The organism is Streptomyces sp. NPDC048516 (genome assembly GCF_043199875.1).
Lineage (GTDB): Bacteria > Actinomycetota > Actinomycetes > Streptomycetales > Streptomycetaceae > Streptomyces.
In genome coordinates, this window is record NZ_JBICWS010000009.1 from 299,218 (window position 1) to 320,773 (window position 21,556).

23 protein-coding genes are annotated in these 21,556 nt (G+C 69.8%); 14 read left to right on the top strand and 9 right to left on the bottom strand.

Annotated elements, in window-relative coordinates:
* The first annotated feature begins 128 nt into the window (after nt 1-128).
* Nucleotides 129-752, top strand: a complete 624-nt coding sequence (locus tag ACGFR7_RS20410) for a CBS domain-containing protein (RefSeq protein ID WP_393320897.1) — start codon at nt 129-131, stop codon at nt 750-752.
* A 155-nt stretch (nt 753-907) separates the two neighbouring features.
* Here ACGFR7_RS20410 and ACGFR7_RS20415 read toward each other — a convergent pair whose 3' ends face one another.
* The 4 genes from ACGFR7_RS20415 to ACGFR7_RS20430 form a co-directional block, all read right to left on the bottom strand.
* Nucleotides 908-2,281 carry a hypothetical protein gene (locus ACGFR7_RS20415; RefSeq protein WP_393320900.1) on the bottom strand — a complete coding sequence of 458 codons (1,374 nt, stop codon included), beginning with the start codon at nt 2,279-2,281 and terminating at the stop codon, nt 908-910.
* A gap of 132 nt (nt 2,282-2,413) precedes the next feature.
* Nucleotides 2,414-2,896 (bottom strand): hypothetical protein, encoded by a 483-nt coding sequence (locus ACGFR7_RS20420; RefSeq protein ID WP_393320903.1) that lies wholly within the window; start codon nt 2,894-2,896, stop codon nt 2,414-2,416.
* Nucleotides 2,897-3,266: 370 nt separating this feature from the next.
* Nucleotides 3,267-4,526 (bottom strand): PP2C family protein-serine/threonine phosphatase, encoded by a 1,260-nt coding sequence (locus ACGFR7_RS20425; protein WP_393320906.1) that lies wholly within the window; start codon nt 4,524-4,526, stop codon nt 3,267-3,269.
* A gap of 261 nt (nt 4,527-4,787) precedes the next feature.
* The gene (locus tag ACGFR7_RS20430; protein WP_393320909.1) at nt 4,788-6,344 is read right to left on the bottom strand and encodes a GMC family oxidoreductase; all 1,557 of its coding nucleotides are present in this window, start codon (nt 6,342-6,344) and stop codon (nt 4,788-4,790) included.
* Nucleotides 6,345-6,593: 249 nt separating this feature from the next.
* On the opposite strand from ACGFR7_RS20430, the gene ACGFR7_RS20435 reads away from it, so the two are divergent.
* Genes ACGFR7_RS20435 through ACGFR7_RS20470 form a run of 8 tightly spaced genes read left to right on the top strand, consistent with a single transcriptional unit; the run spans nt 6,594 to nt 10,229 of the window.
* A complete protein-coding gene (locus tag ACGFR7_RS20435; RefSeq protein WP_393320912.1) occupies nt 6,594-6,914 on the top strand; it encodes a gas vesicle protein in 321 nt (106 codons plus the stop codon).
* A 35-nt stretch (nt 6,915-6,949) separates the two neighbouring features.
* Nucleotides 6,950-7,417 (top strand): gas vesicle structural protein GvpA, encoded by a 468-nt coding sequence (locus ACGFR7_RS20440; protein ID WP_393320914.1) that lies wholly within the window; start codon nt 6,950-6,952, stop codon nt 7,415-7,417.
* A 3-nt stretch (nt 7,418-7,420) separates the two neighbouring features.
* Nucleotides 7,421-8,194 carry a GvpL/GvpF family gas vesicle protein gene (locus ACGFR7_RS20445; protein WP_393320917.1) on the top strand — a complete coding sequence of 258 codons (774 nt, stop codon included), beginning with the start codon at nt 7,421-7,423 and terminating at the stop codon, nt 8,192-8,194.
* Between the two features lies 1 nt (nt 8,195).
* Entirely contained in the window at nt 8,196-8,420 is a 225-nt protein-coding gene (locus ACGFR7_RS20450; RefSeq protein ID WP_393320920.1) for a gas vesicle protein GvpG, read from the top strand.
* Nucleotides 8,421-8,458: 38 nt separating this feature from the next.
* Nucleotides 8,459-8,854: a gas vesicle protein gene (locus ACGFR7_RS20455; RefSeq protein WP_393320923.1), complete on the top strand. Its 396-nt coding sequence runs from the start codon at nt 8,459-8,461 to the stop codon at nt 8,852-8,854.
* Nucleotides 8,851-9,702 carry a GvpL/GvpF family gas vesicle protein gene (locus ACGFR7_RS20460; RefSeq protein WP_393320926.1) on the top strand — a complete coding sequence of 284 codons (852 nt, stop codon included), beginning with the start codon at nt 8,851-8,853 and terminating at the stop codon, nt 9,700-9,702. The genes ACGFR7_RS20455 and ACGFR7_RS20460 overlap by 4 nt, the downstream gene beginning before the upstream one ends.
* 3 nt (nt 9,703-9,705) lie before the next feature.
* Nucleotides 9,706-9,936 carry a gas vesicle protein gene (locus ACGFR7_RS20465; protein ID WP_393320928.1) on the top strand — a complete coding sequence of 77 codons (231 nt, stop codon included), beginning with the start codon at nt 9,706-9,708 and terminating at the stop codon, nt 9,934-9,936.
* Complete coding sequence (locus ACGFR7_RS20470) at nt 9,933-10,229, top strand: gas vesicle protein K (protein WP_393320931.1); 297 nt, start codon at nt 9,933-9,935, stop codon at nt 10,227-10,229. The genes ACGFR7_RS20465 and ACGFR7_RS20470 overlap by 4 nt, the downstream gene beginning before the upstream one ends.
* On the opposite strand, the gene ACGFR7_RS20475 is transcribed toward ACGFR7_RS20470, so the two are convergent.
* Complete coding sequence (locus ACGFR7_RS20475; RefSeq protein WP_393320934.1) at nt 10,183-11,067, bottom strand: DUF817 domain-containing protein; 885 nt, start codon at nt 11,065-11,067, stop codon at nt 10,183-10,185. The two genes, ACGFR7_RS20470 and ACGFR7_RS20475, sit on opposite strands and share 47 nt — an antisense overlap.
* 218 nt (nt 11,068-11,285) lie before the next feature.
* Between ACGFR7_RS20475 and ACGFR7_RS20480 the strand changes: the two genes are divergently transcribed.
* Nucleotides 11,286-11,942: a maleylpyruvate isomerase N-terminal domain-containing protein gene (locus ACGFR7_RS20480; RefSeq protein WP_393320937.1), complete on the top strand. Its 657-nt coding sequence runs from the start codon at nt 11,286-11,288 to the stop codon at nt 11,940-11,942.
* Between the two features lie 76 nt (nt 11,943-12,018).
* On the top strand, nt 12,019-12,210 hold the full coding sequence (locus ACGFR7_RS20485) for a hypothetical protein (protein WP_393320940.1): 192 nt from the start codon (nt 12,019-12,021) through the stop codon (nt 12,208-12,210).
* A 161-nt stretch (nt 12,211-12,371) separates the two neighbouring features.
* Here ACGFR7_RS20485 and ACGFR7_RS20490 read toward each other — a convergent pair whose 3' ends face one another.
* The 3 genes from ACGFR7_RS20490 to ACGFR7_RS20500 all read right to left on the bottom strand — a co-directional run bounded on the left by ACGFR7_RS20490 (nt 12,372) and on the right by ACGFR7_RS20500 (nt 13,691).
* A complete protein-coding gene (locus tag ACGFR7_RS20490; protein WP_392378602.1) occupies nt 12,372-12,650 on the bottom strand; it encodes a hypothetical protein in 279 nt (92 codons plus the stop codon).
* 170 nt (nt 12,651-12,820) lie between these two features.
* Complete coding sequence (locus tag ACGFR7_RS20495; RefSeq protein WP_393320943.1) at nt 12,821-12,994, bottom strand: CsbD family protein; 174 nt, start codon at nt 12,992-12,994, stop codon at nt 12,821-12,823.
* Nucleotides 12,995-13,304: 310 nt separating this feature from the next.
* Complete coding sequence (locus ACGFR7_RS20500; protein WP_393320946.1) at nt 13,305-13,691, bottom strand: hypothetical protein; 387 nt, start codon at nt 13,689-13,691, stop codon at nt 13,305-13,307.
* 827 nt (nt 13,692-14,518) lie between these two features.
* Between ACGFR7_RS20500 and ACGFR7_RS20505 the strand changes: the two genes are divergently transcribed.
* Complete coding sequence (locus tag ACGFR7_RS20505) at nt 14,519-16,156, top strand: APC family permease (protein WP_393320949.1); 1,638 nt, start codon at nt 14,519-14,521, stop codon at nt 16,154-16,156.
* Between the two features lie 195 nt (nt 16,157-16,351).
* On the opposite strand, the gene ACGFR7_RS20510 is transcribed toward ACGFR7_RS20505, so the two are convergent.
* The gene (locus ACGFR7_RS20510) at nt 16,352-16,849 is read right to left on the bottom strand and encodes an STAS domain-containing protein (protein WP_393320951.1); all 498 of its coding nucleotides are present in this window, start codon (nt 16,847-16,849) and stop codon (nt 16,352-16,354) included.
* Nucleotides 16,850-18,704: 1,855 nt separating this feature from the next.
* Between ACGFR7_RS20510 and ACGFR7_RS20515 the strand changes: the two genes are divergently transcribed.
* Nucleotides 18,705-19,913 (top strand): cytochrome P450, encoded by a 1,209-nt coding sequence (locus ACGFR7_RS20515; protein WP_393320954.1) that lies wholly within the window; start codon nt 18,705-18,707, stop codon nt 19,911-19,913.
* A 182-nt stretch (nt 19,914-20,095) separates the two neighbouring features.
* Nucleotides 20,096-21,454 carry a serine hydrolase domain-containing protein gene (locus ACGFR7_RS20520; protein ID WP_393320957.1) on the top strand — a complete coding sequence of 453 codons (1,359 nt, stop codon included), beginning with the start codon at nt 20,096-20,098 and terminating at the stop codon, nt 21,452-21,454.
* Nucleotides 21,455-21,556 lie beyond the last annotated feature (102 nt).

Here is a 21,556-nt window from a genome sequence, read left to right on the forward strand (position 1 = left end):
AGGACGCGCCGGACCCGTCGGGCCCTGCGCACACCGCCACGGTGCGAGGCAGGCTTGTCCTTACCGGATCCCCTGCCCGTGAGGCCGGTGAGTCCGGCCCGTGCACCACCCGGAGGGACTGGCCGAAGATGAGGCACCGCAGCGTTGCCGACCTGATGACACCCCACGCCGTCGTCGTCCAGCGGGGCACTCCGTTCAAGGAGATCGCCCACCTGCTCGACGAGTACGACATCACCGCCGTCCCGGTCCTCGATGAGGACGAGCGGCCGGTGGGCGTGGTGTCCGAGGCCGATCTGCTGCGCAGGCAGCTCGCCAAGCTCGGGGCGACCACCGCCGAGGCGATCATGACGAGCCCCGCCGTGGTGGCCCGACCCGAGTGGAGTGTCGTCGAAGCGGCCAGGACGATGGAGAAGAAGAAGGTCAAGCGGCTGCCCGTGGTCGATGACACCGGGCGGCTCATCGGTGTGATCAGCCGCAGTGACCTGGTGCGGCTGTTTCTGCGTCGCGACCGTGCCATCCAGGAGGAGGTACTGGAGGAGGTGTTGACGCGGACGCTCGGTGTGTCCCCGTCCGCGGTCACGGTCGATGTCGCGGAGGGCACCGTGACGCTCACCGGCACGGTGGACCACAAGAGCCTTGTCGCTATCGCCGTGCGGCTGTGCGAAAGCGTCGACGGGGTGGTCGAGGTGGTCGACCGGCTCGCCTACCTGCGGGACGACACCTCCGGGCAGGAGCAGGAGGCTGCGGGGTAGAACGCGCAGCCGGCAGCCCTCCCACGGCAGCTGCACGTCTCTTCCCTGAGCGGCCGGCCGAGCCGGCCCGGAAACGACGGAGGGATGCCATGGAGCCGAGCGACCACGACGACGGACCGCACCGCCCCGCCGCCGGCACCCTTCGCCGGCCACGGTCACCAGCCGGTCAGCAGCAGATGGTTGACCAACAGGGCGAGAAGTCCCTGCGCGGCCAGCCACCAGGAATGGAAGCGGCGCGGCAGCAGCGCGCACGCGGGCAGCGTCCACACGGCGAAGGGCAGCCAGATCCGTTCGGTCTCCGCCTTGCTCATCCCGGACACATCCGCGAGCAGCACCATGCACAGCCCTGCCGCGACCAGCACGGCGAGGGCGCCCCGCCCGGCAGGCCGTTCGCGCCGCATGCCGCGCACCGCCGTCCACAGCGGACCGGCGGCGCGGCGCAGCCCGGCGACGGTGGCCAGGCCCACGCTCAGTACCTGGGCGGCCAGGTTGGCCCAGAGGAAGTAGCTGTACGGGCGTACCTTCGCGGCGCCTTGGTAGTAGCGCTCGACGAGGGTCGTATAGCCCTCCAGCCACCAGAAGCCGGCCGAGGTGAACGCCACCACCCACACCAGCGCGCCCAGAATCACCCAGGGCAACGGGCGGGCCGAGCGCGCGATCAGCAGCACCGCTGCCCCGGGGATGACGAGCAGGGTCAGGCCGTAGGACAGGTACCAGGCCCAGCCGAGCAGCAGCCCCGCGCCCAGCGCGGCAAGGCGCGGTACCCGCGTGCTCCGTGTGGCCGCCATGGCCAGCAGGGCAAGGGCCCAGGCGGCCACGCCCGCGAAGTAGCCGTCGGCGCTGACGCCGATCCACACCGCCGCGGGAGCCAGCACGAGGAACGGGGCGGCCCGGCGGGCCAGTTCCTCATCACCACACACACGGACGGTCACCAGGACGGCCGAGGTGAGGGAGGTCCCGACGGTGAGGCACCAGGCGGCGGCCCAGGCGCCGCCGCCCAGCCCGATCCGGTCCAGACCGACGAACGTCAGCAGCGCGCCGGGCGGATGACCGGCCACATGCGCCGGCCAGATACCGGGCGAGCCGACCAGAATGTGGTGGGTGAAGTCGCGCAGAAAAGCGCCCACATCGTGCACGTCATCGACGGACTGCAGGTACTCCAGGCTCGTGGTCAGCCGCTCGGCGACGCCACGGCCCCACCCGTCCACGAGCGCGAGCGACCACGTCCAGGCCATCGCCGCGGCCCACACGGCCGGCACCAGCGCCCGCCACGGCAGACGCCGTGCGGTCGGCGGACCGTAGACCACCACCAGCGCGGCGACGGCCACCGCCGCCGGAGTGCCGGGGCCGGCGTGCGGCAGCCACCATGCGTACAACGGGGGCCAGCCCAGCCGCAGAATGCCCTCGGAACCGTAGATGGTCCGGTTGATGACGCGTCCCACGAGCGCCGCCAGTACGCACAGCGCCACCGCACCCGCAACCGCCCACAGGTCACGGCGGCATGCGCGCTTGCCTGCACTTGCTGTCACCCGGCCACGGTAAGTCAGCTCGGGCCGCGTACCCCGGGCGACACCGGGCAGAGGGGAACCGGCTCAAAGAGACATGCGGGGCGCGAGGGGCCGGGGTGCTGACAGCGGGTGAGGACCGAGGCGCTCGTACGGTCACTTGGGGTGGATGTCGGCGGCCACGATCACGCCGTCCACCACGGTGTAGGTGCCGGCGTAGTGACGATGGGATTCATCGGTCTGTGTCGCGTCGAGCTCGACCGCGACCTTGTTGCCCTCCACCGATTCGATCGTGACGTCGAACTTCGAGACGGTGTTGAAGGACGCCACAAAGGCGTCGTACGACCGCCCCGCGATGTGCTGCCGCCCGCCGATTGCCCAAGCAGCCACGAAATCACGCTCGTTGATGACCCTGAAATACGTCTGGACCACATCTGAGGGCTCGGGTGCGGGCTGACTCGGGGCGAACGCAGGGTGGGCGGCCGGGGCCGGGGCCGGGGCCGCTGCCGTAGTTGTCCGGGAACGGGCGCTGTCCGCCCGGGCAGTGCCGGTGAACGCGCCGACGCCGGCAAGCACCACGACCAGGGCAAGAAGCACGGCGCGGAGCACGGCGCGGAAGTCCCGCGGGGTGGTGCTCACCGCGGACATGCGGTGTGGGCAGCCGGGCGGGCCGGTTCCGGTAGGCGTCCGTGCTGAGCAGTCCTGCGGCGCACGACGGTGGTTCGCACGAGGAAGTCCTGGATGCTCTGTCATCGGTCATCCCGAGCGGTTCGAGGATCTGGATCTTCTTACTCCCATCGTGCGTGACGCACCTCGTAGCTGCATCCGCTGGTCGGGTTGCGGGACGAGGAGAGCTGCCCATGTGTGCGTGGGGAGTCGCCCACCATGACAGGGAGTACACGTCGAATGACTCGCGTCGCGGTCCGTCGGATCACTCCCGCGGAAACTGGGGAAGCCCGCCGCACTCGTACGCGTCTCCCCCTGCCCGGTTACAGGCGGACGATCCCGGTTACAGGCGGACGATGACGAGGGCGATGTCGTCGCGGGCACCGGCGCTGACGCCGAGGCGTGTCAGCAGCGCGTCGGCGAGGCGTTCCGGACTGAACCGGCTGTAGCGGGAGAGGGCTTCGGTGAGGCGGGCGAGACTGGCGTCGATGTCCTCGTCGCGGCGTTCGACGAGGCCGTCGGTGTAGAGGACGAGGGTGTCGCCGGAGGCATACGGAAGGCGGGCCTGCGGGCGGGGTTCGTCTTCGGAGTGGGCGCCCAGGGGCGGGTCGGTGGCCTGGTCCAGGAGCGTGTGGGTGCCGTCGGCGCGCAGCAGGACGGGGGGTGGGTGGCCGGCGCTGCTGTAGGTGACCTCGCGACGGCCGGTGTCGATCAGCACCTGGACGGCGGTGGTGGCCAGGGCCTTGTCGACGGAGCGGGCGTACAGGCCCAGCACCTTCAGCGCCCGGGCGGGCCCCTCGACGGAACGGGCGGCGGCGCTGAGAGCGCTGCGGAGCATCCCCATGACGGCGGCGGCCTCCAGGCCGTGGCCGACGACATCGCCGACCGCGACGGCGAAGGCCTCCCCGGGGAGGTCGACGATGTCGTACCAGTCGCCGCAGATGTTCAGTGAGCCGATGGCGGGGAGGTAGCGCACCGCGATGTCGCGGTGCCGGGCGAGGTCGGGGGAGTGGAGCATGGCCTCCTGGAGGGTGAGTGCGACCTGGCGTTCGCGGGCGTGGGCCCGGCGCAGCTCCTCGTTCAGGTGCTGCAGCGCCCTCGCACGGACGTACAGCTCGGCCTCCATTGCCTCCTCGCGTTCGCTCAACTGTCCGCCGGGCAGCTGACGGGACCGGCGGGAGTGCACGAACGCCGTGACGTCCTCCACCCGGTGGATGATCCATGCCACCGTGCCGTCCGACCCGATGACGGGGGTGTTGATGGTGGACCACCAGCGCTCCTCGAACAGGCCCGGCTCGTCGGCCACGGGGATGTCGTAGCGCTGGACCGCCATGGTGTCCGGCTCTCCGGAAGCCAGCACCCGGTTCAGCGAGGGGTGCAGGTTCTGCACCCCTTCGGCGTCGGGGTCGGCGGGGTTGTCGGGGAAGGCGTCGAAGACGTACTGCCCGAGCAGATCGTCCAGGGTGCGTCCGGTTGCCTGGAGGTATGCCTGGTTGACGTCGACGATCACCAGGTCCGGGTCCAGGACCAGGCAAGCGCTCGGTGTCGCGGCGAACAGCGCCGCATGATCGAGCTCCGGTCTCCTCACGGGTTGCCTGCCCATCCTCCTGCCGTGCACGGCCCCATGGGGTCAATCTAGGAGGGGCCCGGCGCGGGCGCCCGCCGGGACACCACCGGCTCGCGCCACGGTCCGGGGCGGTGCCCTCCGCTCGGCCGGGACCCCAGGGCGTACGCCGCACGGCACCGGCCGGGGTGCGGCCCGTCCTCGCGGCTCACCCGAACGGGCCGGTCAGGCCCGTCAGGCCCGTCGGGCCGGGGCACGGATGTCAGGCCGGGGCACGGATGTCGGGCCGGGGCACGGATGTCAGGCCGGGGCGGGGATGTCGCGGATCAGGTCCGCCGCCTTCTCCGCGATCATGATCGTGGGGGCATTGGTGTTGCCCCGGACCACCGTGGGCATCACGGAGGCGTCCACCACCCGCAGGCCGCTCACCCCGTGCACCCTGAGCCGGGAGTCGACCACCGGGCCGATCGGGCAGCTGCCCGCCGGGTGGTACAAGGTGTGCAGCTCACGACGGGCGAATTCCAGCAGCCCGGCGTCGTCCGTGGAGCGGGGAACGCGGAAGTCGGCGCGGCGGTGCTTGCGCAGGCTGGGACGGTCCGCGATGTCCAGCAGCATCCTCAGCGCCCGCAGCATCGTGGCGCGGTCGTCCTCGGTGGCCAGGTAGTTGTGCAGGATGTGCGGAGCCGCGCTGGGGATCGCCGACCGCAGCGAGACCTTGCCCCGGCTGGTGGGGGCGAGCAGGACCGCGCCGAACATGAAGGCGTGGTCGGTGACGGGGCTGATGCCCTCCTCGTGGAACATCACCGGGGTGGCGTGCACCTGGATGTCCGGGGCATCCAGTTCCTCGCGGGTGCGGTGGAAGCCGCCGGCCTCACCGACATTGGAGGTGAGCGGGCCCCGCCCCTCGGTCTCCAGCATGCGCACGGTGTCCGGCGTCTCGGCGGTCAGCAGGGTCGCGGTGTCGGTCAGATAGGAGAGGCCGACATGCGGGTGGTCCTGCAGGTTTTCCCCCACCGGGAGGTCCACCCGGGGCGTGATGCCGAGAGCCGCGAGTTCGCCGGCCACGCCGATCCCCGAAAGCATCAGCAGCTGCGGGGAGTTGTACGCGCCGGCCGACAGCACCACCTCCCGCTCGGCGTGCCACTGCTGCAGTTCGCCGCCCCGCTCCAGCTCGACGCCGCTCGCGCGCTCGCCGTCGAACAGGATGCGGGTGCACCGGGCGTCGGTGAGCACCTCCAGATTCGGCCGGGCCAGAGCCGGGCGCAGATACGCGACGGCCGTGCTGCAGCGCATGCCGTCGCGCTGGGTGAGGTGGTAGTAGCCGACGCCGTCCTGTTCCGGGCCGTTGAAGTCGGCGGTGAAGGGGTGGCCGGCCTCCCGGGCGGCCGCGACGTAAGCAGCCATCAGCGGATGCCGGGAGCGGCCTTCGCTGACGGTCAGCGGCCCGCCGGTGCCGTGCCACGGTGACTTCTTGCCCCGGAAGTCCTCGGCGCGCAGGAAGTAGGGGAGGACGTCGTCCCAGCTCCACTGGTCGGCGCCGGCGGCGGCCCAGGCGTCGTAGTCGCGCCGGTTGCCGCGGATGTAGATCATCGCGTTCATCGACGACGAACCACCGAGCATCCGGCCCCGGGGCAGGAACCGGCGGCGGCCGTCCAGACCCGGTTCGCATGCGCTGAGGTAACTCCAGTCGTACTTGGTCTGGAACAGCTTGCTGAAGGCGGCCGGAACATGGATCTCCTGGGCATCGTCCGCAGGCCCGGCCTCGATGAGCAGTACGCGGGTGTTCTCGTCCTCGCTGAGCCGGGCTGCCAGCACGCACCCCGCCGACCCGGCCCCCACGATGATGTAGTCGTACACGCGCACCTCTTAGCCCCTCCCTGTCCGGACCCTCTTCACCCAACCCAACCTGCCCGGGCGGGTCCGGCCACACCGGGAAATCAGCCATTGTCGAAGGGGCCGAACGCACGGAAGCGGCCCGTCGCGCGGACTTCCCGGCGGGGGACCGGCGTCGTCGTCCGGGGCCCTCATATGGTCGCGCCGAACCGGCGGCGCCTCATTTGGCCCCGCTGAGGATGCGCAGGTCAAGGTGACGATGAGACTTGGTGTATGGCAGAACAATCCCGAACGCGGGTCCGGTCGTCCACGGCTGCCCGAAAGCACAGGAAAGCGTCGGGGAACGATCCCGGGGCAGTGGCTCGCCGGGCCGCCGAAATGCTGCAGAGCCTGATCAGCCAGCGGGTGGAAGGTGTGTCCGCGGTACGCCGGACCGACGACGGCTGGTGTGTCGAGGTGGATGTGCTGGAGCTGGCGCGGATTCCGGATACCACGAGCCTTCTTGCGACATACGACGTGCGGCTCGACGACGAGGGCGAACTGCTCGAGTACTACCGGACCCACCGCTATCGACGAGGTGCGGCCGACCAGTGAACGCGGAGCGCTGACCAGCTGAAAGGGCACCTCACATGGCCACGACGACGTATTCGGGACTGTCCGGCGAAGTCATTCCCTGCCCGCCCAGGGCAGGAACGCTGTACGACGTGATGGAACTCATCCTGGACCGGGGGATGGTCATCGATGTGTTCATACGCGTGTCCCTGGTCGGGATCGAGATCCTCAAGATAGACGCCCGCATCGTGGTGGCCAGCGTCGATACGTATCTGCGTTTTGCGGAAGCGTGCAACCGGCTGGATCTGGAGCACGATTCGGGCAGCGTGACCGTTCCGGAGCTCTTCGGCGGCCAGGCCGCCAAGAGCGTCGGAAAGCACAAGGCCAAAAAGGCCGTCACCTCCATTGGTGACACCGTCCGCTCGGTCGTGGGCGGCGACGACGCGGAGGACGCATCCGAGGAGGAAGCGCAGCCGCAGCGGCGGCGCAGCAGTTCCGCCCGGTCCAAAACCGCCTCCCGCCGGCGGCGCTCAGAGGAGGAGTGAGCTGTGACGGACGACGGCATCCACGTCTGCGGCATCTACGTCTATGGCATCGTCCGGGCCGACCACCCGTTGCCCTCGCACCTGCGCGGAGTGGGAGATCCGCCAGGGGCGGTGGAGCGCATCGGCGAAGGGCACGTTGCCGCGGTCGTGAGCCCGGCGCCACCGAACCTGCGCGCCCGTCGTCGCGACCTCATGGCGCACCAGGAGCTGCTGCTGGCCCTGGCCGCGGCAGGGCCCGTCCTGCCCATGCGGTTCGGCATGGTCGCACCGGACAAGGAAGTGGTCCGCCGGCAGCTCTCGGACGCCGAGGAGCAGCATCTGGCCGCCTTGGACGACCTCGCGGGAAGAGTCGAGATCAACGTCAAGGCGATGCCTGCCGACGACTCGCTCGTCGCGCTCGTCAAGGGGGACGCCACCATCCGCGGCCTGCGCGAGGCGGTGCGCCGACGGCCCGGCTACGAGGCGAACATGCGCCTCGGTGAGGCGGTGGCCACCGCGCTGTCGCGCCGGGCCGCTGAAGCGGGTCACGAGATCGTGCGGGCGCTGAGCCCCCGGGCGCATGCGGTCGCCGCCGGGCCGGAGGTCTCCGGGTGCCAGGTCAACGCGTCGTTCCTGGTGGACCGGAGCGAGAGCGCCGGCTTCATCGCGGAGGCCGAACGGCTGGCCCGGCACCACCACGATCGCGTCGAACTCCGGGTGGCGGGCCCGCTGCCCTGCTACAGCTTCCTCGAACCGCGGCCGCTCGCCGCGAGGGCAAGGGCAAGGGCGGGAGGGTGAGGTGGGGCTGATCAGCGGCGTGCTCACCCTGCCGCTCGCGCCCGTGCGGGGTGTGGTCTGGGTGGCCGACCAACTCGCTCAAGCGGCCGACCGCGAGCTGCACGACCCCTCCGTGATCCGCGCCCGGCTCGCCGCGCTGAACCATGAATTCGAATCCGGTCACCTCGGCAAAGAGGCGTTCGAACGGGAAGAGGAGCAACTGCTCGACCTGCTGTACGAGAGCTGACGGGCCGGGGATGAGAAAGCAGAGGAAGGAGCGACCACGTGACCGACGTCGATGAGAGATGGGCCGCTCCGCCTGCTGCCAACGGCCCGTCCACCTCGAACCTCGCCGACATCCTCGAACGCGTCCTGGACAAGGGGATCGTCATCGCCGGTGACATCAAGATCGACCTCCTCGACATCGAGCTCCTGACCATCAGGCTCCGGCTGTTCGTCGCGTCGGTGGAGACGGCCAGGAAAGCCGGCATCGACTGGTGGGAGACCGACCCCGCACTCAGTTCCAAGGCGGCACGGAACGAGTTGCGGGAGGAGAACCACCGGTTGCGTGAGCGCGTGGAAGCACTGGAGTCCGCCGAGGAGGATGGCTCGCCCTCCTCCTCCCGGTCACCGGATACGGCAGGAGCAGGAGCAGGAGCAGGAGCAGGAGCAGGAGCATGACGGGCAGGGATACGGCCGCGGCGGGCGGCGATGCGACGGCGGAGCGGCCCGGCAGCTCGTACGGAGCTACCGCGACCTACGTCTTTGCCGTTTGCCGGCAGCTCGACCCGGCCACCCTCAAGGGGCTCACCGGCCTCGCCGAAGGGTTTCCCGTACGCGGTCTGCGGTTCGGTCCCCTCACGGCGGTCGTCCAGCACGTACCCGCTGCCGAGTTCAGCGAGGACGCCTGGCAGCAGCGGCTGTCGGACCGTGCGGAGCTGGAGCACTGCGCGCGAGCTCACCACGAAGTGGTGACCGCGGCCGCCGCCTGCGGCCCCACGGCACCGCTGGCGCTGGCCACTCTCTACCGGGGGGACGAGCGCGCGCGCCAGGCCCTGGAAGCGGACACGGACCGCTTCACCGCGGTGTTGGCACGCATCGAAGACCACGCCGAATGGGGGGTGAAGGTCTACCTCCCCACGCCGTCCCCCGCGCCCTCCGCGGCTGCGCCCGCCCCGCCTCAGCCGCACGGCGGCCGGGCGCCACGCGGAGCGGGCCGCGCCTACCTGGAGCGGAAGCGGGGGCTGCACCAGGCGCGAGAACACCAGCACGACCGCGCGCTGCAGACCGCCGAAGACATCGATGCCGCCCTGAGCCGCCTGGCCACCGCGGCGCGCCGGCTGCGCCCGCACAGCCCGGAGATGACGGGGGAGGAGCACCGCCTGCAGATCCTTAACGCCACCTACCTGGTGACCTCGGTATGCGAGAAGAGACTGCGGGACGCGGTGGCGGGCCTGCGGCACCGCACGGGAGCAGAGGTCGAGCTGTCGGGCCCCTGGGTCCCGTACTCCTTCGTCGGGGAGGTGTGAGCCGTGTCCGCCCAGCACCCCGTCCCCTGGGAGACACCGGGCCCGCTCGCCGGCCCGGTCGGCGTCCCGCTGGTCGACCTTCTGGACCGCGTCCTGGCCACCGGGGTCGTCATCAGCGGGGACCTGGTCATCGCCATCGCGGACGTGCCCCTGGTGCGGCTCTCCCTTCATGCGCTGCTGTCATCGGTCAGCGAACGCGTGCCCGCGCCGTGGCCGGACTCGGGCCCGCTATGAGCGAACACACCGGCGCGCGCGAGAGCAGATTCGACGTCGACCGTGACCAGATGGGCCGCGACCTCGTCTCGTTGGTACTCACGGTGGTGGAGCTCCTGCGGCAGTTGATGGAACGGCAGGCGATCCGCCGGGTGGAGCAGGGAGACCTGAGCGACGCACAGGTGGACCAGATCGGGGAGACACTGATGCACCTCGAAGAGCGGATGACCGAACTGTGCGATCAGCACGGCCTGCACCTCGAAGACCTCAACCTGGATCTGGGGCCTCTGGGGTCCCTCCTTCCGCGCCATTGAGGGCCTCAGGGCTTGTCCTTCGTGCGGCAGGAGCGCGGAGTCGCGGAGCATCGCCGACCGGGCTCGGGCTCCTGGGGGTCCGCTTGCCCTTGGCCCAGGCGACCAGGACGAAGGTCACACTGATCAGGAGTGCCCAGGCCCCGATCTTCTCCGCGGCGACGGGCTGCCAGCCGTGCAACTGGTCGGGGTAGCGCCAGGCGCCGAGGTAGGTGGCGATGTTCTCCGCGAGCCACAGGAAGAAACCGATCAGGGTGAAGCCGAGCGCCAGGGGCATGCGGTGGCGGGTGTGCCCGACGGTGAACCTCACCTGTGTCCCGGCCGTGGCCGCGAGCAGAGCGGCGGCGAGGGGCCAGCGCAGGTCGGGGAGCCAGTGGTGGCTGAAGAAGTTCCCATAGATCGCCACGGCCACCAGCGAGGTCACTCCGGGGCGGTAGCGGCTCAGCTCCAGATCCATCACATGCCAGGCTCGGCACACATAGCTGCCCACCGCGGCGTAGAGGAAGCCGCCGTAGAGGGGCACGCCGGCGAACTTCAGCACGGCCGGCTCCGGATAGCTCCAGGACCCCAGGGCGACCTTCACCACTTCGAAGGCCAGACCGATCACATGACACACCGCGATGACCGCGATGTCGCGCCCGCTCTCCCAGCGACAGGCCAGGAACACCCCGGTCAGCAGCACCCCATAGGCGACCAGCAGGTCATATCGGGCAATGGGCAGCCGCGGCAGCGCCTGGGAGACGGCCACGCCCGACAGCAGGGCGATGGCGAAGGCACAGCAGCGCGTCTCCAGCCAGGCGAAGAGCAGTGCCTTCCGCAGAAAGGTGTGCACGGTCGACATATCTCTGTGGACGCACGGGGCCCGGGCACTGGTTGCCACCGCCCCGCTTACCGGTTGCCGTAGCCCCCAAGGATGGGTGAGGGCCGCCCCCGTGGGTGGGGGAGCACCGCCCCCGCGGACGGGCCAGCCCCGCGGACGGGCCAGCCCCGCGGACGGGGGCGCGCGTCGGCCGTCCCCTCCTCTTGTCCGCCGTTACGGGGCCGCACTACCGTGCCGATGTGGATCTCTTCTCACGCTCATGGGCAGCGTTGCGTACGGCGGTCGCCGAACTCCCGGACCAGGATTTCGGGCAGCCGTCCGGCTGCACCGGCTGGCTCGTGCGGGACCTCGTGTGCCACCTGATCATCGACGCGCAGGACGTCCTGATCACCCTCGCCACCCCCGCCGGAACCCGGCCGACCGTGAACGCGGTGACCTACTGGAGGGTCCAGGACCAACCGCCGACCGGCGAGGACCCGCTCGATGCGCTGACCGTCCGGCTGGCCGCCGCGTACGAGGAACCGGGCCTGCTCACCTTCCACCTCGACGACGTCGGCTCCGCCGCCGGACGCGCCGCCGAACTCGCCGACCCCGTCGCCCGGGTGAGCACCCGCGACGAGGTCCTGACCGTGGGCGATTACCTGTCCGCCTACGTCCTGGAATGGACGCTGCACCACCTCGATCTGATCGCGTACCTCCCGGACGCGAAGGAACCGCCCGTGGAGGGCCTGGCCCGGTCCCGCGCGATGCTGGAACGGATCGCCGACACCGCGTTCCCCGCGTCGTTCACCGACAAGGACGCACTTCTGATCGGCACCGGGCGCCGGGCACCGACCGACGGGGAGCGGGCCGAACTCGGCGGGCTGGCCGCGAAATTGCCCCTCGTCCTGGGCTGATACGCGCACTGCGGACAGGCCGGGTGGGCGAGGCGGGCCGGGTGGGCGAGGCAGCCGGGGGGCGAGGCGGGGCGAGGTGACGCGGAGTGATGGCCGCGCGCGGTGCCAGGCACGTCAGCTCGGCACGTTCCAGGAACCCGAAGCGGTCGGGCCGGCCGGCAACCGTGTCGGCGATCAGGTCGTTGGTGCTGCGGGCGAGGGAGACGACCTCGGCATCGAGGTCGCGATGATCTTCATCATGTCGGCAGTCCTCCAGCGTGGCCGATGACGAATCCGGCTGGTCTGCAGTGCTCCGGATGACGATCGACAGCGCGGACGGGGGCCGCACCACCGAGCCTCCGAGCACCCCGACGGCGTGCGTCACCAGCGCCGGCGCCCTCGTCCGCGAGGGCGGTATCCGGCCACTCGGCCGACCTCCCGGGGGTGCCGTCAGGCTCCTCGGTCGGCGTCGGAGAGCGCTGCGATATGGGCGCGGTAAGCGGCAATCTCGTCGTCGGTGAGGGCCAGGCGGCCGGGGCCGGGCTGGTCCGCCGGAAGCCTGGTGGCCTGGACAGCGGCCTCATAAAGGGGACCGGGCAGATTCAGCAGCAACTGGCCCTGCTCGGCGGTTTCGATCACCACCCAGGAGTCCGCGTTCTCGTCGTGAACATCGGCGGCCCCGATGGTGCTGATGGCGGTAACGGTCAGAACCGGAGGAATTTCGCTCATGCCACCTCCCTATCAGTCATGGCCTGCCACGGCGAATCGCCGGCGGCCCGGCCATGGCATCGTCCTGCTTCCGCGAGGGGAATCCGTCCCGGCTCGCGAAGTAACGCGTGTCATGGGCGGGTGGGACCACAGGTATACGTGGCCCACCCACCCATGAGAGATTCCTGGTGTCAGTCCTTGAGTGCGTCCTTGCCGCTTTCCTTTGCGTCGCGCAGGTTTCCCTTGGATTCCCGCACCACGCCGTCCGCTTCGAGACGTTCATTGCCGACCGAGCGGCCGACTTCCTTTTCCGCCTTCCCGGTCGTCTGCTCCGCCTTGGCCTTCGCCTTCTCCGTGGCGCTCATGATGAGGTCCTTTCGTCGGCGTCATCATTCCGCTGCCCGCAGAACTCCGCGGGAAACAGGGGAGTTTCCCGCGGAGGGTCCTGGTCCGGCGCCTGGCCGGTGCTGAGCCGCTGCGGAGGCGGGTTCCTTTGCGGTGGCGGGTCCCTTCGAGGGCAAGAGCCGAGTGCGCGGCATTCCTGTATCCGCACCGGCGGCCGAGCGTCGCCGCCGGGCTGCCGCCCCATTCCCAACCGTGCGTCTCTCAGAGGTTTCTGAGAGATGATCAACGAGGTGCGGCCCTCTGCACAACCCGGTTCCTACGGGACAGCCCTTAGCGGTCGGCGTCCACCAGAGCGCCGCCGCCGGTGTGCATACCGCCGACGGGGCGGTGGTGGTGCCTGTGGTGGTGGTGCTTGCACGTGTGGTGGTGGCGGCCGTACCAGTGGTGGCCGGACCGGCCGTGGTCGTGATCCCGGTTCCGGTCGCGGTCGCGGTCGCGGTCCCTGTCCCGGTCCCTGTCCCGGTCCCTGTCCCGGTCCCTGTGGTGGTCCCGGTCGTGGTCGCCTCTCCGGTGGCGGCCGTGGTCGTTATGGTGTGCCGGGGTGGCGCTGGCCGTGGCGCTGTCCTCGGCGGCGGACGAGGCCGTCGCGGTGGGCGCGCCCACCGCGAATACCGCGGTGATGACCGCTGAGGCGAACAGGGTGCGGGCAGTGCGCATGGGCATGTTCCTTTCGGCCTACTGTGAAGGGCGACGCCGCGTCGGCCTTCTGATCGCAGTAGCGATATATGACCTGCTGTCAGCCGCCTTGTCACGGCGCACCACTTGAGAGCGTCACAAGAATGCGCTTTATGGGTGGCCCGATCGAGAAAAGATGACGCGTCAAGCCGAACGGCTCAGGCCGAACGGATCGGGTCGAACGGGCCGGGTCGGCCGGCTCAAAGCCAGGCGGCTCAAAGCCGGACGACTCAAAGCCGGACGACTCAGGGGGCGAACGGCGCGCCGCAGCGGAGTTCCCCGCACTCGCACTCACCGCTTCCACGCCCTCCACCCCCTACAGCTCCTTCGCCTCTCCTGGTTCGCCTCTGTGCCCCGACGAGCGAGGGGCAGCGAGAGAGGATTTGCGCACGAAAGTCCCGATATGTCGTGGCGTGCGGTCCGGCGGTGCCCCAGCCCCCCGTCGCGCCCCGTCGCCCCCGTCGCCCCCGTCGCCCTGCCAAGGGAGGCCGCTGGGGACCGTGAGGACCTGGCGCGTGGCCTTACCTGACCCGAAGCTCCAATTTGTTCCTCGAAGCTTCAATTCTTCCTCAAATTTGTGAGGTGTCCGGAGAATCCCGATGGGTAATTGCCCGGTCGCTTCCTGCTACCGATCCCGCCCCGGGGCCGCCCATTCGGGAATCCAGTGGAATGTCCACAGCGGCAATCTGAGAATTCGGTATGCATTCCTTCAAGGAATCTCCCTATTCGGGCAACGGCTCTTTGCAGGGCCGTGAATGCTCCCTACTCTGAGGCAAATTTTCAGCCAGTCCTGTCTTGAAAGGCCTCCTATGGCAAGCGTTGACGAGATCGCTCCCGAGAGGGCACGGGCCTCCGGCTCCCTCCGGAGGGACGTGGGACTGATCGGCCTGATGTGGGCGTCGGTCGGCTCCATCATCGGATCCGGGTGGCTCTACGGGGCGCAGAAGGCCGTGGTGGTGGCGGGACCGGCCGCGCTGATCTCCTGGATCATCGGCGCGGTCGCGGTGGTGCTGCTGGCGCTGGTGCACGCCGAGCTCGGTGGCCTGTTCCCGGTGGCCGGTGGTACGGCGCGGTATCCGCACTACGCCTTCGGTGGCCTGGCCGGAATGTCCTTCGGCTGGTTCTCCTGGCTCCAGGCGGCGACGGTGGCCCCGATCGAGGTCGAGGCCATGATCGGTTACGCCGGTCACTGGTCGTGGGCCCAGGGGTTCCAGCACGCCAACGGGACCCTCACGACGAGCGGCTTCATCGTCGCGGTCGTCCTGATGGCGATCTTTGTCGCGGTGAACTTCCTCGGTGTGAAGGTGCTGGCGCACACGAACAGTGCGGCGACCTGGTGGAAGATCGCCGTGCCCCTCGGGGCGATCTTCGTCATCGCGGCGACCAACTTCCACCCGCACAACTTCACCTCGCAGGGCTTCGCCCCGTTCGGTGCCAAGGGTGTGCTCAGCGCCATCAGCACCAGCGGCATCATCTTCGCGCTGCTCGGTTTCGAGCAGGCCATCCAGCTCGCCGGGGAGAGCCGCAACCCCAAGCGCGACCTGCCGCGCGCCACGATCGGCTCGGTCGTGATCGGCGCGGTGATCTACGTCCTTCTCCAGGTGGTCTACATAGGCGCGCTGCCGCTGGCCTCCTTCGCGCACGGCTGGGCCAAGCTGGACTACGCGGGCATCAGCGGCCCGTGGGCCGGCCTGGCCACCGTGGTGGGTCTGGGCTGGCTGGGGTGGGTCCTCTACGCGGACGCGATCATCTCCCCCGGTGGCACCGGCCTGATCTACACCACCTCGACCTCACGCATCTCCTACGGCCTCAGCAAGAACGGCTATGCGCCCCGGCTGTTCGAGAAGACCGACGGCCGCGGTGTGCCGTGGTTCGGCCTGATCATCTCGTTCGTGACCGGTGTGATCTGCTTCCTGCCCTTCCCGAGCTGGCAGGAGCTGGTCTCCTTCATCACCTCGGCGAGCGTGCTGATGTACGCGGGCGCGCCGCTGGCGTTCGGGGTCTTCCGCAACCGGCTGCCGTACCACGAGCGCCCGTACCGCCTGCCCGGCGGCGGAGTGATCTCGCCGGTGTCCTTCGTCGTCGCGAGCCTGATCATTTACTGGGCCGGCTGGGACACCCTCCAGCGGCTCGGCTGGGCGATCATCATCGGGTATGTGCTGCTCGGCAGCTACGCCTGGTACGCGACGAAGAAGAACCTGCCGAACGCGCCGCGGCTGGACTGGAAGGCCGCCCAGTGGCTTCCGGTGTACCTGATCGGCATGGGCCTCATCGCCTGGCAGGGTGGCTTCGGCGGCCAGGGGCACCTTCCGCTGTGGTGGGACATGGCGGTCATCACGGCGTTCTCGCTGGGCATCTACTACTGGGCCCGCGCCACCGCCGTCTCGTCCGAGGCGATCGAACGGAACATCGAGGACGTTGCGGTCGTGGACGAGGGAGGGCACTGACCGCTCCATGATCTGACGCCCCACAAGCCGAGGGTCCGGCCGGTCAACCGGCCGGACCCTCGGCTTTTCGCTGCCGTACGGCCCGCGCCGGCGCGCGCGTCCGCTCCGCCGATGTGCCCGCGCCCGCCGCCACGGTGTCGGGCAGCGGCCTCCGCGTCGCTGACCACGAAGACAGGAGCCAGGCCGAGACACCCCCTAGAGCAGGTCGAGCGCCGCGCGTACCGCCAGGTGCAGGTCGGCGCCCCGGAGGTCGAGGTGCAGGGCCGAATCCAGGACGTACCGTGGTTGTGCCTGCCAGCCGCGGGTGTGCAGACGGGTGTGATGGCGGGCGGTCTGACGGTGCAGGGCGCACAGGAAGTGCAGGCCCGTCACGTCCATGAACGGCACGTTCTGCATGTCCAGGACCACACCGTCCAGTGTTGCGGGCAGCGAGGCGAGGGCGCGGTCACATGCGGGCTCGCAGGCGCGGTCGATCTCACCGCGGGCCATGAGCAGCACGGTGTCGTCCAGATACTGGGTGCTGATGGTGAAAGGAATAATGCCCTCAAAGAGTTGGGGTGGCAGTCTCCAGCAGCCGCAACACTGCGGGCACACGGCAGGCGCCGCGTGTGGTCCGGCGTCTGCGGGAGGCCTCGGCAGGAGTTGCCGGGGGTCATATCCCGCCGCTCGGAGCACCGGGTGAGCAAGGCTCACGAGCCGGACCAGGCTGTTCCGTCACCTCACTGTCCCACATCGCGCCGCTCGTTCGGAACCTGTGGCACCACGGCCGTCGGGGCCGCACCGTCGCGCTGCCCCACGGCGGGAGGCCCAACTGGATTGCCCCGCGGGTGACTTGACCGCACAGCGGCAATGGCGCGACAACACGGTGGCGGAGTACGGCAATTCCCGGCGCGCCGGGGCGTCACCGGAGCGGGCCGCCCGGCCGGCGTGCGGGCCTTCGCCGTTTCGGGCAGGTGAGGTCGCCGCCTCCCGTGAGGGGGTCTGGCACCGCCCCGGGCCGAGAGCGGCGTGTCCCCGACGGGGCCTATTCGACGCCCTCTCACCCACTGCTTGCCCACCGGCAACAAATACGCCATCTCTTTCCGGGCAAGCGACTCCAGAGCAGTTACTGCCGTGTTCGCATCGGCCGCAAGGCATGGAATCCAGCCAATTAACCGGACGTCGAAAGCAAGCCACCGGGAGAGCGGCCGCGTTGGCCGGTCAACAACCATGGATGCCGTCCACGATGGCCGGTGGACGCGGCGAAAGCGGGCCTGGCCTGCCCGGCTCCGCTGCGGTCGCTGTGGTGGCGGCCGCCTTCCGGCACACCTGTGGCGGCCCCTGTCCTGGCCCGGATCTGCTCTTGAGGCTTGCTCTCCCCGCAGTGGTTTGCCAAGGTCTGGGACTTGCCGCAGAGCAGTGGTGGCATCATCCTGCGGCGGGGAAGAGCGGCCTCCTTGGAGCGCCCTGCCGCACTCCGGGGAAACACTCAATACCCACTTCCCCGCACTCGGATCGAACGGACGGTCGAAAATTGTTTGCCTCATGAGCAACAGGGGTCGCTTGCGGCCTACTGGCGAGCAGAGGTGAATGGGTATAGAAATCACGCTCAGTCAAACCGCAGGGGGTTGCTATTGTATGACTGGGAGTGAAGACTGTCGGTCAAGCTGGACTGGCGTGAAAGCGCCCGGGGGCGCGGAGCGTTGACAACATCAAACTGTACCCGCCGGTAAGTTTTGCGTTTCTCTCGTTTTTTCGGGCACCGTTGGCTCGTGTACGGATCGCCCACCTTTACGTGTGCGGGGATGCCTGACGCGTGTCATGTGTGGGGGTTTTCAGTGGGGGATGTGTGGTAACGAGATGGTCAACGGTGGCTTCGCTGCCGTGTGTCCGGGCGATGCTGAAGGACCGGGGAGGGGTTTCGCGGTCTGATTCGTCGAGCCGCGAGGTGGACCCGGCGCCGTGTTCTCGATTGCCTGCGTCTAGGGGTGGGAGGGAGCTCGGCATGGGGAATGGCGCGTCCGGCTCTGTCCGGGAGTTGCCGTCGGTCTGTACGCGGGGGCGTACCGGCCGGCCGCCGAGGCTGCTTTTCTGCTGCTGTCGCCGTTGAGCGCACCCGCAGTGGAATCCAGGCGCCGCCGAAGCCGGTCACCCAGCGGGTGAGGGCCGGTGTTGCCGCGCCCGCGCCGTACACGCAACGCGGATTCAGCGGCCTGCGCAGACAATGCATCGCGGAGGCCGGTACGGCGACCTTATCGGCATGCCTTTAACCGGTTTCATGTTCGCGCATGTCCATGGGTGTTCACGTCGTCGGGGGATCCGGATGCCCTTTTCGGGATGCCGTGACAACGTGGTGGAAGCCGTGCGTCAAGCGTGGGCTTCGCCGATTCTTGCACAGGAAGAACAAAATTAATCCGAAGGCAATGCAAGGTCGTGAAAGGGCTGTGATAGTAAGCCTGTTGCGTCACACGGCGCTCCGTCCTTTCGAGGGGTATGGCCGCCGACCAGTCCAGCGCATAACCGCCGGGGAGGAACGAACCCTCCCGGACCCGCACTTCAGGGAGAACCGGTGACCAGCAACGAACTGAAAGAGGCACCTTTCGTCTTCGACGATCTGGTCGGCCGGTGGAGTAGCTTGGGCGAGGCCGGTCCCGTGCGCCGTGACGAGGGGCAGAACGTCTGGCAGGTGCTGGATCACCGGAGCGTGGCCGCGGTGCTCGCGGACCCGGCGACGTACTCCTCGGACTTCTCCGGACTGACTCCCACCCAGCCGGACTTCGAGACCTTCCGCCAGGGCAACTTCGTCGGCATGGACCCGCCGGAGCACCGCAAGCTGCGCACCCTGGTCAGCCAGGCGTTCACACCGCGCGTCGTCGCCGGACTCGAACCGAGGATCCACGCCATCACGGCGGAACTGCTCGATGCCGTCGGGGACCGTGACCGGTTCGACGTGGTGGACGCGCTGGCCTACCCGCTACCCATCCTCGTGATAGCCGAGCTGCTCGGTGTGCCGGCCGCGGACCGCGGGCTGTTCCAGGAGTGGGCGGCCACGCTCTTCGGCGGGGACGAGATCGGGGAATCGCTGGACATGAGCGATATCGAGCGCGCCCTGGACTCCATCGCGCCGACCGTGCGCGAGATGAACGGCTACATCCTCGAGCACATCCGCCACCACCGCAAACACCCCGGCGAGGGGCTGACCAGCAGGCTGCTGCAGGCCGAAGTGGACGGCGTACGCCTGGCGGACCAGGAGATCGTCGGCTTTGTCGCCCTGCTGCTGGTCGCCGGGCACATCACCACCACCGCCCTGCTGGGCAACGCCGTGCTCAGCTTCGACGAGTACCCCGAGGCCGCCGCGCAGGTGCGCGCCGAACCCGGCCGACTGCCGGACGCCATCGAAGAGGTGCTGCGCTGGCTGCCGCCCTTCCCCGAACTCGGGCGCCGTACCACCCGTGAGGTCGAGCTCGGCGGCAAGACCCTCCCCGCCGACGCCATCCTGATGGCCAACCTGGCCGCCGCCAACCGCGACCCGGCACGGTTCACCGATCCCGGCACCTTTCACGTGATGCGCAACCCCAACCCGCACCTGACCTTCGGCCACGGCATTCACTTCTGCTTCGGCGCACCCCTGGCCCGGCTGGAGGCACGCATCGCGCTGCGGCAACTGCTGGACCGCTTCTCCTGCCTCACCATCCCGAGCCGCCGTGAGGTCGAGTTCCAGAATCCGGCCGTCATCGTCAGTGCGCGCCGTCTGCCGGTGGAGGTGCGGAGGGCATAGCGCCGTTCGCAGAGAAGAGCGTGCCCGGCACCAACGGCCGGGCCCGCGCGAGGAGATCGGTTGCCGAGTTCCCTCGGCGATCAGGCCCAGGGGCTGGTCCGTCCGCGCCGTGAGCGGGTTGCCGTCACGGCAGGCAGGCGCGCCATTCCCCCGTGAGTTCGAGTTCCGGGAGTTCCTTTCTCATGCCGCATGCTTCGAGTGCTCAGGTCGCGAGCCGGCAGCCGACCCACATACGACGCCTCTTACAAGAGCGCCTGGACACGCTCGCGCGTACCCATCAGGTGCCGGGGGCCCAACTCGCCGTCCAGGTCGACTCGGTGACATACACCGTTCAGACGGGCGAGGCGGACGTCAGTACCGGCGAGATGTTCACCGCGGACACGGCGGTGCCGCTGGGCTCCGTCACCAAGCCCTACACAGCCGCGGTCGTCCAGCTCCTGGCCGACGACGGTGACCTCGCTTTGACCGATCTCGTCGGCACGCACGTGCCGGAGCTGCGGCGGGCGCCGCACCTCACCGTGCGCCAGCTGCTCAGCCACACCGGGGGACTCCCGACCGGGCCCGACTCGGACGACGCGGCGCCGCTGAGCCCCGCCCGCTACCTGTCCTCGTACTGTTCCGGCCGGGACGTGGTGTGCACGCCCGGCAGCGGCTTCTCCTACTCCAACGCCGGGTATGTCGCCGCCGGCCGGCTGATCGAAGCGGTGACGGGCATGCCGTGGCAGGATGCCGTGCGGGCGCTGCTCCTGGAGCCCCTGGGCACCGTTCCCGCCTTCCTCGGCGACCGCGCGCCGACGCGCCCGGTGGCCCGCGGCCACTCCGTGAACACGACCTCGGGTCGTGTGCTTCCGGTGCAGCAGAACCTGGCGCCGGTGGAGGCCCCGGCGGGTGCCCTGCTGGCGAGCGCGCTCGACCTGGTGGCACTGGGCCGGACCCTGACCGGACACGGCCCCCGCACGGTGCTGACGCCCGACGCCGCCGAGGAGATGCGCCGTCCCGTTCCGGGAGCCGCCCCGGGCGTCCTCGCGGACGCATGGGGCCTGGGCCTCGCGCTCTTCCAGCAGGGGGCGCAGCAGTGGTGCGGCCACGACGGCAACGCCCAGGGCACCTCCTGCCATCTGCGGGCCGAACCGGACAGCGGCACGGTGGTCGCCTTCACCAGCAACGCCAACAACGGCACCGCTCTGTGGCACGAACTGGCCGAAGACCTCGACCGGATCACCGGCGTGCAGGTCCCCTCGGCCGCGCGCCGGTCCGAGCGCGGCCGCGCCGTCGCACTTCTTCCCCAGTGCGCCGGGACCTACCACAACGGCACCGTCGAGTACCGGGTCGCCGCGGACGCCGACGGCTCCCTGACCCTGACCGTGAACGGCGACACCCCCGCGCCCCTGGTCTGTTACCCGGATCTGACCTGTGACCTGGTGGATCCCGCGTCCGGCCGCCGCCATCCCGGCGGACGCTTCGTGCGCGATCCGGACAGCGGCGCCATCGACCGCGTCCAGATCTCCGGCCGCACGGCCCGCCGTACCGTCACCGCCTGAATCGGGCCTGCCGCGGACCCGCCGGTGCGACTCCCCGCTCTCTCGCACCCGGCTCGTCCGAACGCTCCGGCGCCCCGCCCGGGACCGCTCTTCCGGGCTGCC